The 16,784-nt window shown below is 38.9% G+C and carries 18 protein-coding genes; 13 read left to right on the plus strand and 5 right to left on the minus strand.

The features are described 5' to 3' along the window. Window positions 1–314: 314 nt before the first annotated feature. The gene (locus Q0590_RS34680; protein WP_302042269.1) at window positions 315–1,562 is read right to left on the minus strand and encodes an outer membrane beta-barrel protein; all 1,248 of its coding nucleotides are present in this window, start codon (window positions 1,560–1,562) and stop codon (window positions 315–317) included. A gap of 1,777 nt (window positions 1,563–3,339) precedes the next feature. Between Q0590_RS34680 and Q0590_RS34685 the strand changes: the two genes are divergently transcribed. From Q0590_RS34685 to Q0590_RS34710, 6 genes are all read left to right on the plus strand, one after another. Next, entirely contained in the window at window positions 3,340–3,792 is a 453-nt protein-coding gene (locus Q0590_RS34685; RefSeq protein ID WP_302042270.1) for a DUF3592 domain-containing protein, read from the plus strand. A 31-nt stretch (window positions 3,793–3,823) separates the two neighbouring features. Further along, the gene (locus tag Q0590_RS34690) at window positions 3,824–4,018 is read left to right on the plus strand and encodes a hypothetical protein (protein WP_302042271.1); all 195 of its coding nucleotides are present in this window, start codon (window positions 3,824–3,826) and stop codon (window positions 4,016–4,018) included. 562 nt (window positions 4,019–4,580) lie between these two features. Next, window positions 4,581–5,357, plus strand: coding sequence for a hypothetical protein (locus Q0590_RS34695; RefSeq protein WP_302042272.1), 777 nt, complete (start codon window positions 4,581–4,583; stop codon window positions 5,355–5,357). Window positions 5,358–5,574: 217 nt separating this feature from the next. Beyond that, window positions 5,575–6,573 carry a ligand-binding sensor domain-containing protein gene (locus Q0590_RS34700; RefSeq protein WP_302042273.1) on the plus strand — a complete coding sequence of 333 codons (999 nt, stop codon included), beginning with the start codon at window positions 5,575–5,577 and terminating at the stop codon, window positions 6,571–6,573. Between the two features lie 241 nt (window positions 6,574–6,814). Further along, window positions 6,815–7,273: a helix-turn-helix domain-containing protein gene (locus tag Q0590_RS34705; protein WP_302042274.1), complete on the plus strand. Its 459-nt coding sequence runs from the start codon at window positions 6,815–6,817 to the stop codon at window positions 7,271–7,273. Beyond that, entirely contained in the window at window positions 7,270–7,839 is a 570-nt protein-coding gene (locus Q0590_RS34710; RefSeq protein ID WP_302042275.1) for a VapC50 family PIN domain-containing toxin, read from the plus strand. The genes Q0590_RS34705 and Q0590_RS34710 overlap by 4 nt, the downstream gene beginning before the upstream one ends. Before the next feature lie 118 nt (window positions 7,840–7,957). Here Q0590_RS34710 and Q0590_RS34715 read toward each other — a convergent pair whose 3' ends face one another. After that, a complete protein-coding gene (locus Q0590_RS34715) occupies window positions 7,958–8,377 on the minus strand; it encodes a hypothetical protein (RefSeq protein ID WP_302042276.1) in 420 nt (139 codons plus the stop codon). 430 nt (window positions 8,378–8,807) lie between these two features. Between Q0590_RS34715 and Q0590_RS34720 the strand changes: the two genes are divergently transcribed. The 4 genes from Q0590_RS34720 (at window position 8,808) to Q0590_RS34730 (ending at window position 12,276) form a co-directional block, all read left to right on the plus strand. Beyond that, window positions 8,808–9,167: an ester cyclase gene (locus tag Q0590_RS34720; protein ID WP_302042277.1), complete on the plus strand. Its 360-nt coding sequence runs from the start codon at window positions 8,808–8,810 to the stop codon at window positions 9,165–9,167. Window positions 9,168–9,305: 138 nt separating this feature from the next. Continuing rightward, window positions 9,306–9,407: an AraC family transcriptional regulator gene (locus tag Q0590_RS37715; RefSeq protein ID WP_366970745.1), complete on the plus strand. Its 102-nt coding sequence runs from the start codon at window positions 9,306–9,308 to the stop codon at window positions 9,405–9,407. Between the two features lie 272 nt (window positions 9,408–9,679). Continuing rightward, window positions 9,680–10,987: a nucleotide disphospho-sugar-binding domain-containing protein gene (locus Q0590_RS34725; RefSeq protein WP_302042278.1), complete on the plus strand. Its 1,308-nt coding sequence runs from the start codon at window positions 9,680–9,682 to the stop codon at window positions 10,985–10,987. Window positions 10,988–11,454: 467 nt separating this feature from the next. Next, window positions 11,455–12,276, plus strand: a complete 822-nt coding sequence (locus Q0590_RS34730; protein ID WP_302042279.1) for an alpha/beta fold hydrolase — start codon at window positions 11,455–11,457, stop codon at window positions 12,274–12,276. A 170-nt stretch (window positions 12,277–12,446) separates the two neighbouring features. On the opposite strand, the gene Q0590_RS34735 is transcribed toward Q0590_RS34730, so the two are convergent. After that, window positions 12,447–13,220, minus strand: coding sequence for a coiled-coil domain-containing protein (locus Q0590_RS34735; RefSeq protein WP_302042280.1), 774 nt, complete (start codon window positions 13,218–13,220; stop codon window positions 12,447–12,449). Window positions 13,221–13,644: 424 nt separating this feature from the next. On the opposite strand from Q0590_RS34735, the gene Q0590_RS34740 reads away from it, so the two are divergent. Continuing rightward, the gene (locus tag Q0590_RS34740; protein WP_302042281.1) at window positions 13,645–13,860 is read left to right on the plus strand and encodes a hypothetical protein; all 216 of its coding nucleotides are present in this window, start codon (window positions 13,645–13,647) and stop codon (window positions 13,858–13,860) included. 127 nt (window positions 13,861–13,987) lie between these two features. Here Q0590_RS34740 and Q0590_RS34745 read toward each other — a convergent pair whose 3' ends face one another. Both Q0590_RS34745 and Q0590_RS34750 read right to left on the minus strand, forming a co-directional pair. Next, entirely contained in the window at window positions 13,988–14,287 is a 300-nt protein-coding gene (locus tag Q0590_RS34745) for a type II toxin-antitoxin system RelE/ParE family toxin (protein ID WP_302042282.1), read from the minus strand. Further along, window positions 14,287–14,532 (minus strand): type II toxin-antitoxin system ParD family antitoxin, encoded by a 246-nt coding sequence (locus tag Q0590_RS34750; RefSeq protein WP_302042283.1) that lies wholly within the window; start codon window positions 14,530–14,532, stop codon window positions 14,287–14,289. The genes Q0590_RS34745 and Q0590_RS34750 overlap by 1 nt, the downstream gene beginning before the upstream one ends. A gap of 465 nt (window positions 14,533–14,997) precedes the next feature. Between Q0590_RS34750 and Q0590_RS34755 the strand changes: the two genes are divergently transcribed. Then, window positions 14,998–15,717, plus strand: coding sequence for a helix-turn-helix transcriptional regulator (locus tag Q0590_RS34755; protein WP_302042284.1), 720 nt, complete (start codon window positions 14,998–15,000; stop codon window positions 15,715–15,717). 50 nt (window positions 15,718–15,767) lie between these two features. Continuing rightward, window positions 15,768–16,313 (plus strand): GyrI-like domain-containing protein, encoded by a 546-nt coding sequence (locus Q0590_RS34760; RefSeq protein WP_302042285.1) that lies wholly within the window; start codon window positions 15,768–15,770, stop codon window positions 16,311–16,313. The last annotated feature ends 471 nt before the right edge of the window (window positions 16,314–16,784 follow it).

The raw sequence follows: 16,784 nt of genomic DNA on the forward strand, positions 1-16,784 counted from the left end.
AGTTTTTTGGACCAGTTTTCCCAGAATCACTGGACCAGCATCGCCAGAATACGCAGATTGCTAAAAATAGTACCTTGTGTTGTCTGCTCTACTGGTAATGTTGTTAATCTGGGATAAGGACGGGAAGCTGGGTCTTCTTTTTGTTCACAACTACCAAGCATGGATGTGATGAAAGTCAATACATATAAGCTTATCATTCTGCCTAGATTCTGTGTAGAAAATAATTTCAAAAGGAAAATTACGGTTATATTCATAGAATAGAGATGAAAGAAAATTGACCGATATAGATAGTATTTTTTAGGAAGCAGGGACACTCAAAAACCTATCCCTGTTTGCAGAGATAGTATTTGAAAGGTAGTGTTGATCTTTTCTGCAGATTTTGCTACAGTCGCCGTTGCTCCATAAGCCCCTCTAAGTTCAATAAATCCCCATAGTTTTTTTGACAAGGAGAATTCCAGACCGGTTCCAATGGTTCCGTAAAAGAAAGATGGGTTAAAAGAGGCAGGTTTGTTTTCAAAGGTATAGACTGTTTTAGTATTGGTCCACTCTTGTTCACTGATATGCCTGCTAGACTGTGATAAAATAAAGTCGAAGGTACCACCAGCCTGGACAAAAGGTTTTATCCTACCTCTTGGAAAGGTATAGCGCAGTAACACCGGAATTCTCAGATAAGAGAGCGTATAGGCAAGTTCTTCTCTATAATTTACCACGGCATTAGGCATAGTCCATACATAGTTGCTAGAGTAATGCGCTTTGGTATACTGGCCTTCCGCATATAAACTTATCTTAGTAGTGATCCATGGAAAATTTGTTTTAATAAACACGCCTCCAGAAGGTTGGAGGCTATAGCCGAATTGTGCGTGATTGATATATTCTACTAATCCTCTGCCCTCTGTCGATGAATGCATTTTACTTACTTGTAGACCACCTACGGCCCCTGCACTGATCACAATAAATTTACGTTTGGTTCTAAGTGAACCCTTCTCTTGTCCGCAATGATTGTAGGCATCTACTATTTTCATCAGAGAAAGATAATCCAGTTTAGCGTGATCTATCTTTTTCTGAATCTGAGAGCAATCGGACATATACCACTGCAAAGTACCTATGTAATTCTTACGGATCTGGATGTAAGGCAGCCCATTCCGGTATACTTTGATATCTGTCTGATAGAGCGCTTGTAGCGGTTTAGCATCTTTTTCTATATATAGACTCCCATCGTTTTTAAAACGATACAGAGAGATTTTGCCTTTGACAAGCAATTCTACAAATGCTTTTTGTGTGCTTGTGCTGTCAACAGGAATTGTTTTGGCCTCATACATTTTGTCACCTGTAAGTCCATAAGCGTTAATGGTAGTAGGATCATATTTTGTTACTTCACCGGACAGTGTGGATTTAAAACCCACTTGTCTGGCATTTTTCGTTTCTGTACGGTTATCTACAAATCCACGAAGCGTATCACCATTGTGGGTGACAATATATCCGTCACGAAAATCAGATTGGCCGTATAAGGGAGAGAGCAAAAGGATTGAAATGAGTAAGAAACTAAGTAAAGATTTAAGCATAAAGCAATGAGGAATATGATTGAAATATGGTTTTGGATTTATATGCTGTTCTAATTTGTGGTTTATCAATTACTATTGATTGTTATTTAAGTGGAATCTGATTTTTGTATTTCTTGCTTGTTTTATTTTATTCCAATGTGGCTATAAAGTACATTTTGGTTAGAAGCCTGGGACATCTAGGGCCTACGTGCCCCGCTTTAGCATCTACCATTCTATACAATGAGCTAGCCTTCTATAAAAGCTGTTATAAAGTTTTAAGCAGTCTATTTTTTCTAGATGGTTAGGTTTATTGAAAGGAGTATAATTTTAAATTTATATACTCACCTTCCAAAGGACATAGTTCTCCTTCATCGAGTCAGATAAAATCTATATTCAATTACCCCTGATGTTAATAATTTCAATCCGAACCTCTGTTCGATTGTGTACTTGTTGGTGGGTCAAGTATATGAAACAGAAAATACTGTTTAGGAGAGAGAAGTTGAAAATATAAAGCTACATTGAGTACTTCATTTTTGATCAGCTTCGAGGTTTGTATGGTCTACCAAAAATAGAATATTTTATATTCTCTAACAATACCTAAAATCAGCTATTTTATAGATTTAACATCATTACGGTACATGGATATTTCGTTTACCATTAATTTTTATCATTATATGTTTATCTATCTTACCATTGATACTATTTGAACCTACTACTTTTGACTAGACAGTAAGTTAACCATTATCATTAGTTATATAGAACTTAATTTGAAGTTACCAGAAAGGGGTAATTAAATTAACTTCCCCATCTAGTAACTCATCTGCTTTTCAGCCTAGAAATTTACCAATCTCAGTACCTACATAGGGTCTACTATATCTACTCCCGATACTCCAGGAATGAAAAAATTAACTACTGGCCTTTGCCTTGCCCAATGGTAAATGGAGAAAACAAATAATAGAAAAGTTTTCAAAGAGGGCTCATAAGAAGGTATTATCAGTTTATTCCATTGGAAGAATATGGAGGGCTGAAAGTGAAAAGCAGCCATTATAGTGATTTGTTTGCTCAAATAAGCTGAAACATGAAAATAGTGAATTTATGCACCAGGTAATATATGGCAGTAATAGGTAAAAGGATAAAAATAGCGGATGGGTAAATTTGTTTAAAGTTAAATTTAACAAGATACGTTGCTAATTATGAAATTATGTGTACTCCTATTCTTTATAGCAATAATAGGATTTATTATTCTTTTTAGCTCTTGCGCTTCAGCAGGCAGAATCTATAAACAGGAAGTGAAGCTGAGAGATGAAAAGGGTATGGAGGCTATTATATACAAGATAGACCAAGGATCATAATGTATATTGACCATTTGTAACCACTAGGTGCGAAAATTGGCATTAACAGAAAAAACGTGGCAATCCGTTAATAGAAAGGATTTCTATTACTTGTATAGCTATTCTCAGAGTGGTTCGTCCTGTTTCTGCTCATTTCTCAAAAGGACAAGAAATTAATGATGATCTAGGAGGAGATATCACGCTTGATGGTAAATACTTACCTTTTGGCAGAAGTGTAGATATTTACTGAGTATGGGCAGGATTCTTTAAGAAGTTAAGACTGCAATATGGGACACTCTTAAGAGCCTCTGGAATTAAAACTATAGAAGTTAATTTAATTTCCCCTGGGTGATGCACAACGTAGCGGAGTACAAAATAAAGGGTATTGGCCTGCTTTAGGGTAAGGATTTGATACAGATATGCTACTAATACAATAAACAAAGTATCAAAACACATTCCCAAATTTTATGAAACCTATAGGTATTATCTTTTTATTGATAGGCGCTATCCTCTTTACTATAGCTGGTTTTACCTTTTACAATCAACAGCAATTTCTTGACAAAGCCCATGTTGCCAGCGGCAGGGTAATAGAAGTGAGAAAAGACAGAAGTTCGAAAGGGGGCCGCACTTTCTATCCCATCGTAGAATTTATTGACCAGCAGGGGAAGAGTATCCGGTTTAATTCCAGTTTCAGTTCCAGCCCTCCGGCATACGAAGTAGGTGAGCTAGTAGAAGTATATTATGACTATAACAACCCTTACCAAGCGGAAATTAAAGGCTTTTTTCCACAATGGCTGGCGGTCCTTATTTCAAGCACTATGGGTTTGATATTTAGTACCATTGGCATTGTTATTCTCTCCATATCTGGCCGGGTGAAGAAAAAAACAAAGGTGGCTGCTGAACAATGGCCGCAGAATTGAAACTCAATTTCAGTCAGTAGCTACTAACACCATGGTAGGGGTACATGGCCGGTCGCCTTTTGTAGTATATTCGCAGATGCAAGTAATGGCTCAATGGCACCTGTATACCGTTGGCTTGTGCTCAGCTAATGCGTTGGTATGCCATGGTTATCATTTGCAGGGTGCCAAAGCACTGGTTTTATCTTTTCAGGGTATAGCCTATAGCTGCTCACTGAGCAGCAATTGATCGAGGAGGTAAACAAAGAAGTTGAAAGAGGGACCCAATTGAATAAGTAATTCATTGAGTAATTATAAATGAGTAATTATAAATGAGTAATACCAACTACCCCTTTGGGGTAACTAGTTATCATAACGATAGAACATAAGATAAACAACTTTCTCTTACTAATACCTGTCCGAAAAACAGGGGCTTGACACACGCGAAACATATAACTGTGATAATGTTTACTCCTTTTTCTAGGCATTATACATGTATGATATTGTGCGAGATAGAAAATTTAATTAATCTATAAATAACGTAATTAGAGTTATAATCCAAAGTATACCTATAAGCCGTTGATATAAAATAAGGTAATGAAATCCCTAGAGTACATCAACAAAAGCTACGAATACAAAGCCTACCTGAATACCTTGGACAAGCTGAGAATGATCTGAGCATCAATGTACTAGAGTTAAGGAAACTAGCCAGATATCAGATGAAATTCGATGAACTATAGCAACAAAAGTCTTTTGATATGCTCACTAATATTAGGTAATACATGTGTGAACTCTTTTGGCTATCCCTCTTTATGAATAAAATTTACCTTGTTATTATTTGCCTATTAACAATTAGTTGCCAAAAAGATAAGGAAGATATCTTACCTAAGTTAATAGGTAAAATCAAAAGGTTTACTTATCCGGCTAATTCAAATAGTGAGGAGACTTTTTTATATAATTCTAATCTCCTTCTCTCTGATTTTAAATACATTGAACAACCTTTACATTACCTCAGATCCTGTTTCTACAAAGCAGGAAGGCTTACAGAGATTCAATTTTATGAGGCGAGAAGAAATGATCAGGAGGCCAAAGTACTATTTCTAAGCAAGCTTTATTACTTTAACGGAGATGATGTTCTTGATTCATTGCATTATGTAAATGTATTTGATGGCAGGAAAGTGCTTACTAGCAGGATCTTCTACAAAGTAAACTTCAATAAACAAATAGTCAAATCTACACTCATTAACGATAACTATGTAGCTGGTGTCATCCACGATACTATCTATTCTGAATATGGCTATAATAGTAAGGGTAATATAGTTTCTGAACTATCCAGATCTAATTCAGAATTAGGCGGGCGCAAAGGATATTCCAGAGTTGAATACACCTACGATGATAACCCTAACCCGCAGCAGTATTTAAGTCTGATCTTTTCTGAACCTACCAATCCGAGCTATCAAGCAACTAACAATATCACGAAAATAGTTAGGTACAATCAGGAAGGTGAAATTACTAATGAGAGCCACTATGAATATGAATACGGTGCAGACAGAAAACCCATCAAAGAAATGTGGCATTCAATTCTATGAGAGGGTATACCTGTATACGAAACTAGGGAAAGAATAATTGAATATTATTAACCCCATTATTCTCTTCTAATTTCAAGTATTCGGCATATTAGCATTGATAGAGTTAGCCAGGTATCAGATGAAATCCGAGGATCTGCAGCAAGAGTCTTTTGATATACTAACAAATCTAAAATATAATCTTTTTATAATCAATTTCTATTCAACCAACCTACCATTTATGCGAAAACTCTACATAAGCCAAACAGCATTATGGTTATGCTGTTTTATTACACTTTTCTCCTGTAAAAACGACGATATCGATTACAGCCTAAATGACAAACCCCGGTGGCAACTAGTACCCGGACAAACAGGATTGCGCCGGAATGAGGTATTGGATTTAATGGTAGATGCCTCTGGTAATATATGGGCAGGTTATGGGTTAGGCATAGGTAAGTATGATGGACAGTCCTGGAAGTTCTATCGTCCCTTTGACTATGATGTAGAAAGTCCGATAGGCAACAATTATACGCATGGCCTGGGACAAGATAAAGCCGGCAATATCTGGGCTAGTATTCACAATAATCATATGACTTCCGCTTGCCGGTTTGATGGTACCAATTGGACTAAATATGAAGTATATAGTGCAATGCTACCATCTATCAACCAACTAGATAACGGGCAAATATGGTTTGGGGCCGGATCCTGTGTTTATGACAATGGCACCTTTAGTAAAGAATTCAATACGCCAGCAGCTTACTCTTCTATAAAAGATACAAAAGGTCTTCTTTGGTTTGGAGGATATGATGGCCAAATTACTACCTATGATGGCACTTCTTTTTCTACCACAACTATACCCAAAGTACCGTATTCCTACCAGTATACTTGTGATATACTTAACCTCTCACTCTCACCACGTGGCGAAATATATGCTGCTTTAGGGGCAGGAGGAGCCTGGAAATACAATGGCATTACCTGGATACCTGTGTACGTCCCAGAAATCACGCCTAGTTCAACATCGGTTCCTTCTATAAGTTGTGTAATTGAGGATAGCAAAGGCACAATATGGGTAGGAACCAGCCATGATCACTTATATGAAATAAACAATGGTAAGATCACCCGTCATATTTTGGGAGATGGTAGGGGCTATTTAATAACAAGCATTGTAGAAGGCAAAAATGGCAAGCTTTATCTAGGCGCTATTGGCGGCGTTTTTGATTATGATTATAATAGAAAATAATCTCACTTATTCTTTTGCTGACATAATATAATACCTTCAGTAACAGACCGTGCCCGTTTTAATAAGTAAACACAAAGGGGAAGTTAATATTACTCTCTATACTTACTTCTTAGCCTTTCCAAAGCTGTAAAAAAACCTCTTAATTTATTTAGCTGCGAAAGGTAGGTTAATCTTCTATATAAAAAGGAAATGAACTTTGTTTCGTTTATTTCGTTTATTATATTTGAGGAATCTGAAAAATATGGAAACTCTCATAAGAAGACCAACATCGCAAGACCGAAAAGTAGCTGAAAAATCATTAGTTACCTTGAATAAAACTGCAGCGGCTATTTCAAAGGGAAAATCTAATGTAGTTAAAATCAAAATCCAGGAGAGTGATGAATTTATTACTGTACCTAGAAAAGCCCTAGACTTACTGTTTAGTATCCTGTCTAATATGGCAGAAGGGAAGTCAATTTCGCTGATTCCATCAGACTCAGAAGTAAGTACTCAACAAGCAGCTGATATATTAAATGTTTCACGGCCCCATATTGTCAAACTGTTAGAAGAAGGTAAAATCCCTTTCAAAAAAGTAGGAAGTCATCGAAGAATACTGTTACAAGATTTGATACAGTATGAGGCAGCTATTGGGGAGCAGCGTGCAAAAAGTTTTGAATTTCTTGCTAAGCAAGCACAAGAATTAAACCTTGGGTATGAATGATCTATTCATCTAGGTTTACAGCAGTTCTTGATGCTTGTGTACTTTATCCAATGCCTATTCGCGATTTATTGTTACATCTGGCTAATCTGGATCTTTACAAGCCTAAATGGACTAATGAGATTCAAAATGAGTGGAAAAGAAACTTGCTTATAAACAGGCCTGATCTCAAAGATCAACAATTACGCAGAACCATAGAGGAAATGAATAAGGCATTTCCGGATGCGAATACAGATAATTACCAAAGTCTTATTTCATCTTTCCAATTACCTAACGCTAACGATCGTCATGTGCTGGCAACTGCCGTTCGATGTAAGGCTGATGTAATCGTAACTTCTAACCTTAAGGATTTTCCAAATGAGTATTTAACTTTATTTGATGTTGAAGCACAGCACCCGGATCTTTTTATCAGTAATTTGATTGATCTAAACCCGGAGAAAGCACTGAAAGCATTTCAAAATCAGGTGGCCTATTTAAAAAATCCACCTATGACAGAATTACAAGTCTTGGAAAAATTGAAAAACACAGGTCTTCTACAAACAACTAGAAAACTCAAGGCAATGTTATAAAATTAAACATATCAACCATTCCTCCAATTCAGTATTAAAATTTAGCAAGATCAATAGTAACGACAACCGCCCCTTTCTAGAAACTCAAGAATCCGAAGGTTAAATATAGGCCTGTAAGCTAGTTCACAAAAAAGCTATCTAAGTATTCCTCTGCCATTTCGATGGAAGTGAACTGCTTGAGCGGCATCTTGCTTTCTTTAGAAAGGGTACTAGTTTGAAACTGTATAAAGCTGCTTTCATAGACTTCAGCTGTCTGTAAGAGACCTTTACTAAGCAGCAATTGTTGGGCTTCCAGATGTAGTTGCTGTACTTCTTTGGGGTGAGTCTTCATGCTGCGCAAATCGGTTAGTAAGGTAAACTTTGCCCGCAGTTGGGTTAAGGCTTTATCTAAATCCTGTACATAAGTGGCAACCTCTTGGGGGCTGCGCCAAAAACCGATAATGGTGATATAGGCTCTGTTCTTGGCTTGATCGATAGAGAGCTGATAGTGTTGATTTGTAGCAGTAACCCGTTTTGCTTTGCTTATAAGAGTTGTCATATATGTTATATATAATTATATGTTAGATATAATAAAGATGGCCAAGATGGAGCAGAAAGTAGTTTCTGATGAGTAGTACCTTTTGCAAGCATTCATATAGCTTACCCATGTAAGGTAACCTGAGATGATAGATCGAGTAGCCTAGAGAAGGATTTAGAAGAGATGGGTACTTGTCATGCTTAGAGGCCCATGTAGAATGAAGTAATTGACAGGTATGGAAAAGTAAGGGATGGCAAAGCAGTTTCAAGAAAGGGGAAGATATCTTAACTTACTCATTCATGATATTCATTGTTTTAGTAAATAAAGAATATAAACTTGCAATGAATAATACCTAAAATTAGGTATTGCGTAGGCTTGTAGATCTTCTTACATTGTAATAGAAAGGGTATCAAATAGATAACAAATTTTTATTAGAAAAAAGGAGGTCAACATGCAAGCTTCGCAAATTGCTACTTATGAGCATAGATGGGTAGAAGGATTAAACCGGGGTGATCTTTCATCAGCTGATGATGCTTTTGCAGCTAACTGCGTAATCCATATCAATGGAAGTCCGGAGCCAAATATAGGGCTAGAAGATTTCAAGGAAATGCTGAAGGGCTTACTAATTGCTTTCCCTAATCTGCGATTCACGATTGAAGATCATGTCATTGCAGGAGACAAGTACACTACCCGTTGGACAGCAGAGGCTACTCACACTGGTCCTTTAGGCGATATTGCTCCAACCGGCAAGTCTATTCGAATTAATGGCCTGATACTAGATCGAGTAGTAGATGATAAGGTAATTGAATGATGGGAGCAGTGGGATCAGATGGGTATGCTACAGCAACTTGGGCTTACGTAAGTTTTTGATTTAATATTAGGCACACAATTTTCAGCCAGCTATGTATACTTTTTTTAATGCCCTAGCTAGGGTAGGCCGGTAACGTGAGTGAAGTGGCCTATCGGGTTGATTTCGGTTAGTCTCCCTTACTTTAGTAAGGCCTTCAAAGAGTACTTTAGCCAGTCTCCTTCTGAGTATAGGCTAAAATAAGCAGAGACATAACTGTAGAAAATGTAGGCGCAAACCACAAGCAGCATCCATCCAATATTCTTCCTTCCTGAGTGGCTGCCAGGCATTACCCTGCTTTATCTACTAAGTAAGTACAAGCGATGGGGTCTTGTGCTGAAAATATGGGTAAGCAACTAGCTTTAAACATACACTACTCGCTGCAATAGTAATCACTAATTGCTTTCAGATTTTTACTTAATGAGCTGGCTTCTTAAAAAAGTATTTCTCACCTATAATCCAATACTTGAATCTCTATGGCAAACTATCTGTTTATGTCGGCTCCCGTCACCGGTCACGTGCATCCAGTGCTGCCCATTGCCGGTTTTCTAGTCGAAGCAGGCCACCAGGTGGTCTGGATCACTGGGCGCAAGTACCAGTCAAAAGTAGAACGTACCGGCGCCCGGTTTCACCCCTTGCCCGAAGCGATGGATCCCAAAGAGCAGGAGCCCTATGATTTTTATCCGGCCCTCAGGAAGTTGAAAGGAACCGCTCAGATCAAGTATTACATCAAGCACGTATTTTTGGATAATAGTGGCTTGGAGATGGAAGCAATTAATCAAGTACTTGAATTTTTTCCTGCTGATGTCCTGGTAGGAGATACAGTAACATTAGGATTGTACTACAAAGCCCAATTGGCCGGTATGCCCAGCCTGTGCCATTCGTTGCTGCCTTTGTCTATACCCAGCCGAGATACAGCTCCCTTCGGGCTGGGACTGCTGCCAGGCAAAGGTATGATAGCCTCGTTTCGCAACCGGCTGCTCAACTACCTGATCAACCAGGTGGCCTTTGCCGACGTGAACCGTTACATGAATCAGGTGCGCCAGCAGCACGGATTAGCACCTTACCGGTTGCCTTTCTTCCGGTCTATGTTTGATTTGCCAACCATTACTTGTCATCTAGCCCCTACCAGCTTTGAATACCATAGGAGTGACCTGCCGGGAAGTATCCACTTTGTGGGCCCGGTCTTTCCACCGGCTGAAGCTGACCTGGTGCTCCCCCACTGGTGGGATGAGCTGCAAACCAACCGGCCTGTTGTGCTCATCAACCAAGGCACAATGGCTACCGATACAGCTGATCTGATTGAGCCGGCCATAGAAGCCCTACAAGACGAAGATGTCTTAGTGATTGCCCTGCCGGTAAAGCCGGGTAAACTCTCTAATCTACCCTCTAATGTTCGCACGGCTAGTTACATTCCCTTCGCCAAACTGCTGCCTCACGTTGATCTGATGGTTACCAACGGCGGCTACGGAGGAACCCAGTTTGCCTTGTCTCACGGCATTCCCTTAGTTGTGGCAGGAGGAAAGGAAGACAAAATGGAAGTAGCCGCCCGGGTAGAGTGGAGCGGAGCCGGTATCAATCTGCGCAAGCATCAGCCGGCACCCGATACGATTCGTTTGGCAGTCCGGAGAGTGCTCAACGATCCCTCCTACCGCCAGCAGGCCCGACGTTTGCAGCAAGACATGGCTCGCTACCATGCCCCCAGCCAGATAGCCCAACTGCTTGAGCAACTATCAAAAGCCGTTCCTGCTTATAGGAGTGCATCAAAAAGTGAAGGTAATTGATTATGTACTTCCCCATCAGGAAGGAGACTAGATTAAGCAACTAATGATAGTTGTTGCCACTTTTGTTCATATTCTTCCAGACCCATATAGGCTAAAGAAAATGACTTTTTCTGTTATACCACACTTTGAACCTGATACTTTGACTGGAGGGTAAGTTAAGTACCATTAGATAAGCTAAATCTGAAGATCGGAGTTACCAGAAAGGGGCCAAATTTGTTACCTCATATATGGTAGGCATAATGAGCATCCCTCAATTATTAGTTTTTAGGGTTAACTCCTACTCATTCTCTATAAGACTATTGTTGCACAAACGATTCTATACCTGCGCGAACGCTTGAAATTTCCCACAAATAATAAAGAATTTATTGGATTATTCTTCTAAAATGATTCTCAATACATGTAAAAGCATATCTTTAAAATCGTATTTCTATATCTAGTATATACCCAACTAAACAACCCCTAAAACTATGAGCAAAATTCAAGTAAAAGACGGCACAGAGATTTACTACAAAGATTGGGGAAGCGGACAACCGATCGTTTTCCATCACGGCTGGCCCCTATCTAGCGATGACTGGGATGCACAACTGATGTTCTTCCTGCAACAGGGCTTCAGAGTCATCGCACATGACCGGAGAGGCCATGGCAGATCTAGCCAAACCCCTCATGGCCATGATATGGACACCTATGCAGCCGATGTGGCAGAGCTTACCCAAGCCTTAGATTTAACAAATGCCATCCACATTGGTCATTCCACCGGCGGAGGTGAAGTGATTCGCTATGTAGCCAAGCATGGACAAGGCCGGGTAGCCAAAGCAGTCCTGATCAGTGCGGTAACTCCTCTCATGCTGCAAACCCAAGCCAATCCGGATGGTATTCCCCTGTCTGTATTCGACGAAATCAGGGAAGGCACAGCTACCAAGCGGCCACAATATTTTCAAGACTTTACCTTGCCCTTTTATGGTTATAACCGGGAGGGAGCAAAGGTATCCCAAGGAATACGCGATAATTGGTGGAGACAAGGCATGATGGGAGCTATAAAAGCGCACTACGATTGTATCAAGGTTTTTTCAGAAACAGATTTTACGCAAGATCTTAAAAGTGTAGAGCTACCTGTACTGGTGATGCATGGAGAAGATGACCAAATCGTTCCTTTTGAGCTTACGGCTGTAAAGGCTGTTAAGCTGTTAAAAAATGGCAAACTTATTTCTTATCCGGGCTTTCCGCATGGCATGCCCACTACTGAAGCGGCAACCATAAATGCTGATATTTTAGCTTTTATTAAATCTTAAAGAATACATAAGCATCAATCCAATGACGATTAAAAGCTGTCAAAAAGTAATGACAGCTTTTTTAATGAGTTAATTTAACTACCCCATTTTGTTGACTTACTTACTAGATTTATTCTTCTGGGCCTCTATGCCAAAGATAGCAAACTAGACAGTTATCCAAGTTCTCTGTGTCAGACACTTTTGACAAACCGGATTAACTCCCGGACTTGGTTTAAGAATTGAGCATCCTCCGAAAGCTTGGCAATTTGTAGGGCAGATTGACGGCTTAATTGTTCATGCGCTTTATTATTATCTTTGACTGTTTCTTCTAAGTTCCTTTCTACTCGCTCTAAGGCTGTCTGTAAGGCTGTAATAGCTTTTCCTTGACTAAAGGCCCAACTTTCTTTCTCTTCTAGGTTTAGAGTAGCTTGCAAGTGTTTTATCTGCTCTTCTCCTGCCAGTACCCGCTCCCTTAGTTCGGCTACATCTTCTCTCGGATAATGGATTTGATGAGAGAGCGTGCGCAATTTATAACTCAAATGTTCATAACCCCGCTGTAAAGGGCGAAACAAGGTCAACCCTAAAGCGGCTAAGGCAGCTATATACCCGATGGAGGTGATATGAAAATAGGCTAATAAATATAATCCTACAGCCGTACCAATATGCAGGCCAATGGCTATCCAAAAAAAGCGTTTAGCTAAATTTTGGGCATAGTCTATAGTCTCTTGTTTAACTTCAATGCCTTTTTCTCTAGAAATTCTAGCCTCCTCGACAACCTGCTTAGCAGAAAAATGCGTGTTCCAGGGAATGACTACAACCCCCATCATCCACCAACAGGCGGCAATTCCAATGACCCAATCTAGTAAAGTACCCATGGCAATATTAAGGTACTGTAAACCGGCAAAAGTAAGTAGTACCAAAAAGGTGATAGAAGCAAGGGAAGGAAGAAAACTACGTGAAGACATATGAGCAGTTGAACAATCAGGTTATTTATCCTTAGCAACAGGTAGTCAGCATACACCATAGGTGCTGCTATCAAAAGTAAAGATAAAGCCTTAGTGCTCAAGGGCAAGTAATCAGTCCACTACCCAAATAATAACAAGCAAAAGCAATTGTAATGTTTGACAACTCAACGAGCATTTTATGCCTGTTTTGGAAACAACCCGATAATTCTTACCTGTTAAATGAATAGTTGCTAGAAATTTCCTTTTCCTATGGGTAACAGTAGTTGAATGGAGTGGTCCGATTTCTTAGCATGTCAGCTGAGGAATACTCAAAGAAGTGGATATCGTCGATAACTATTATGCTATAGAATAGTATATACAGCAGATGCAGTAGCTTTTCTTTTAGCGGGAGAAACTTTTCTATTCTAGAAGCTAGATATATATAATGGAAGAAAAATATATACGCTTACATCGTTACTTGGATAGTGTTACGATTGATCCGCAGCAGGCTTTCTTCTTGACAGAGGCAATGATCAGCTATTTCATGCAATGGTTTAAGCTATCCAGAGCAGAAGTACTGGCAGGCACTATTCAATTTTGTAAGCGAAAAGGGATACAGATTCATTTTAAACAATCACCTCCTGCTAACACAAATAGATAGAATACAAATATTATTTTTCCTATTGCTCTCACGCCTATTAGATGTGTTAATTGAAAGGGGAAATTAACTTAACGCCTCTCGTTAGGTTAACTGTCATGAAAAGTTAATCATGAAAAAATTGATGATTCTATTGTTCCATTAGTCGATCTATGTCACGGCTTTGGTGGAGTACTCTCCTGATAATAATATGGCCTGGTGCAATGCTATCATAAAAAATGGTATAGGGATTAACAGGAAAGCTTCTTAAACCCACTTTTAGCTCTGGACGAGTTTTACCCATAGCAGGATTTTGCGACAGCATTTGGCATTGGTTTTCAATCTTGTCGATCATCTTGTCAGCTTGCTTATCACTTGCATTGTCTGAAAGATATACCCAAATTTCTATTAAATCTTCCGCTGCCGCCGGACTTAATTCATATCGCCCCATTATGCTTTCTGCTCAGACCGTTTTGCTTTAAGGGCACGTGCTTTCTCTTTGATAGAAACTGCATCAAAAGGTTGAGCTTGCCCAATGTATCCTTTTTCAATTTCTAATTGCAGTTGAGTTAACTTCTCTTGCTGTTCAAGAGCGCGTAATCCTGCCCGAACTACTTCACTAGCATTATTATAGCGGCCGGAAGTAATCTTGCTATGGATATATTCTTCAAAATGTTTAGTTAAATGAATATTCATGGTTAATACTTTTAATCGTAAAGATAAATAAAAAGAGTATATATGTCAATCTTTGACAGTCAAAGATTGACATATATACTCTTTTCTGTCCATTAGGTTAAGAAATAATCTAAAGAAGATGAGTTTCAGTAAAAGAATAGTTAAAAAATATACCCCTTTCGGGTAACTAATGTCCTTTTAGCAATTTCATTAAAACGCTTGTTTTTTGTAGTCCTTCCTAAAAATTCCTCCACTAAACCCTTGCAATTCCTTTGTTTTTTGGTATCCGTCCCCTGCAGTACATATTGCTTGGAACAAAAGTAGTTACTAAGTTTACCTTTGACCATTTATTGCGTGTAGCATAGATACAAGTAGCTAATTACCCATGGATAGCACCTGTTGACTTTGCTCGCCCAGATAATATATAAAAAATCCCATAAAGCAAAATTAACGAGTGACCTAGCAAACATCAACAGTTAGATAATAATGAACCAAAATGATATTAAACGACTTCCAAGACTAACCGCCATTTTAACCCAACTACAAGCAAAAAGACTTGTGACAGCCTGCGAACTTGCCGTCCATTTTTCGGTTAGTAACCGGACAATTTACCGTGATATTAAAGCCTTGGAACAAGCCGGTGTTCCCATTCTCAAGGAAGAAGGGAAAGGGTATACTTTAATGGAAGGGTACAGAATTCCACCGGTAATGTTTTCCGAAAGTGAAGCCAATGCTTTGATTACAGCCCAACAATGGGTTTTAACAAATAAAGACTCCTCCTTTGTAAAAGAATACACCGCAGCGATCAGTAAAATAAAAGCTGTTTTACGCAGCAACACCAAAGACAAAGCTAATCTGCTCTCTAACCGGATTGTTTTCGGACAAAATGCCGATCATAACACAACCAGTACTTATTTATCGACCCTACAATTGGCATTGACCAATTTTAACCTTGTCAAAATAGAGTATTATTCGCCCGTAAATAACCAAACCACTGAAAGAATTATTGAACCTTTTGCCATTTACACCACGCAAGAAAACTGGTTGCTCATTGCACGTTGCAGACTAAGAAAGGATTATAGAGCATTCCGTTTAGACCGGATTGAACGTTTGTCGGTACTGAGCCAACTATTTGAACCACACAACCTCACTTTTGAGGAGTATTTTGAGACTAGCCTGAAAAAATGTTCACCACCCTTGCCATAGGGTTGTCACAAGTGTAGTTGAAATTTGTTGCTTAACAAATGCTACCATCCATGAAAACCTCTTTAATGCTTTATGTATGTATGCTTTTCTCATTGGCAGCTCAATCCCAAACACCAACAAAAAAGTCTAAATCAATGCACAATCAAATCATTCAACAATTTTACGTAATGGGTATTTCTATCCGAACAACTAATGAAAACGGACAATCGGCCAAAGACATTGAAAGCGTGTGGGGCAAATTTTGGGGCCAAGAAATTCAAAAACACATTCCTAACAAAGTCAATGAGGATATCTACGCCGTTTACACCGCTTATGAAACCGACTACACTGGTCCCTACACGGTCATTATTGGATTACCGGTAAGTTCGTTAGAAACTATTCCCGAAGGTTTTGTTGGCATAACAATCGAAAAGGCAGCCTACCAAAAATTTCTTTCAAAAGGTAAAATGCCAGAAGCAGTTTTTAATACCTGGCTGGACATATGGCAAAATAAAAATCTGAACAGAGCGTATAAAGCTGATTTTACTATCCACGGGAAAAAATATTACGATGGAGAGCAGGCAGAGGTAGAAACTTTTATTTCAGTAAAAGAATAAAAAAGTAGTGAACCTACATGCAGCTACGCCCCAATATTGACTATGCATAAAGCGGACTAAAGAAAGGCAAGAATCCGGTGGAACACATATTGTGCTTCACCGGATTCTTACAGACAAGCAAGCTTCACTTGAATAGTTCCTCCAACACAAACGCTACCACAAACTCCATAAGTCAGTTGCGTAATTACACCTCTCACATTTATTTATTCTGGTAGACCATTATTGGACACATAATAAATAACACCTTTATTAAGAATCCATGCGGCAAAATAGCACCTTAATCAAGGCTACATGACCGAATGGATACCTTTATTGCTGAATTAAGCCATGTGTAGCAAGCTAGTTTTACAAGAAAAATACAAAGAAGAAAGCATTTACTCAAGCATAAATATTAGCAATAATTGTAGTTACGAGAAAGGGGGATATAGATTGACGCCTCTTTGTTGGGCACTCCATATCCCTTCATTGAAC

The sequence above is a fragment of the Rhodocytophaga aerolata genome (genome assembly GCF_030503435.1).
Taxonomy (GTDB): domain Bacteria; phylum Bacteroidota; class Bacteroidia; order Cytophagales; family 172606-1; genus Rhodocytophaga; species Rhodocytophaga aerolata.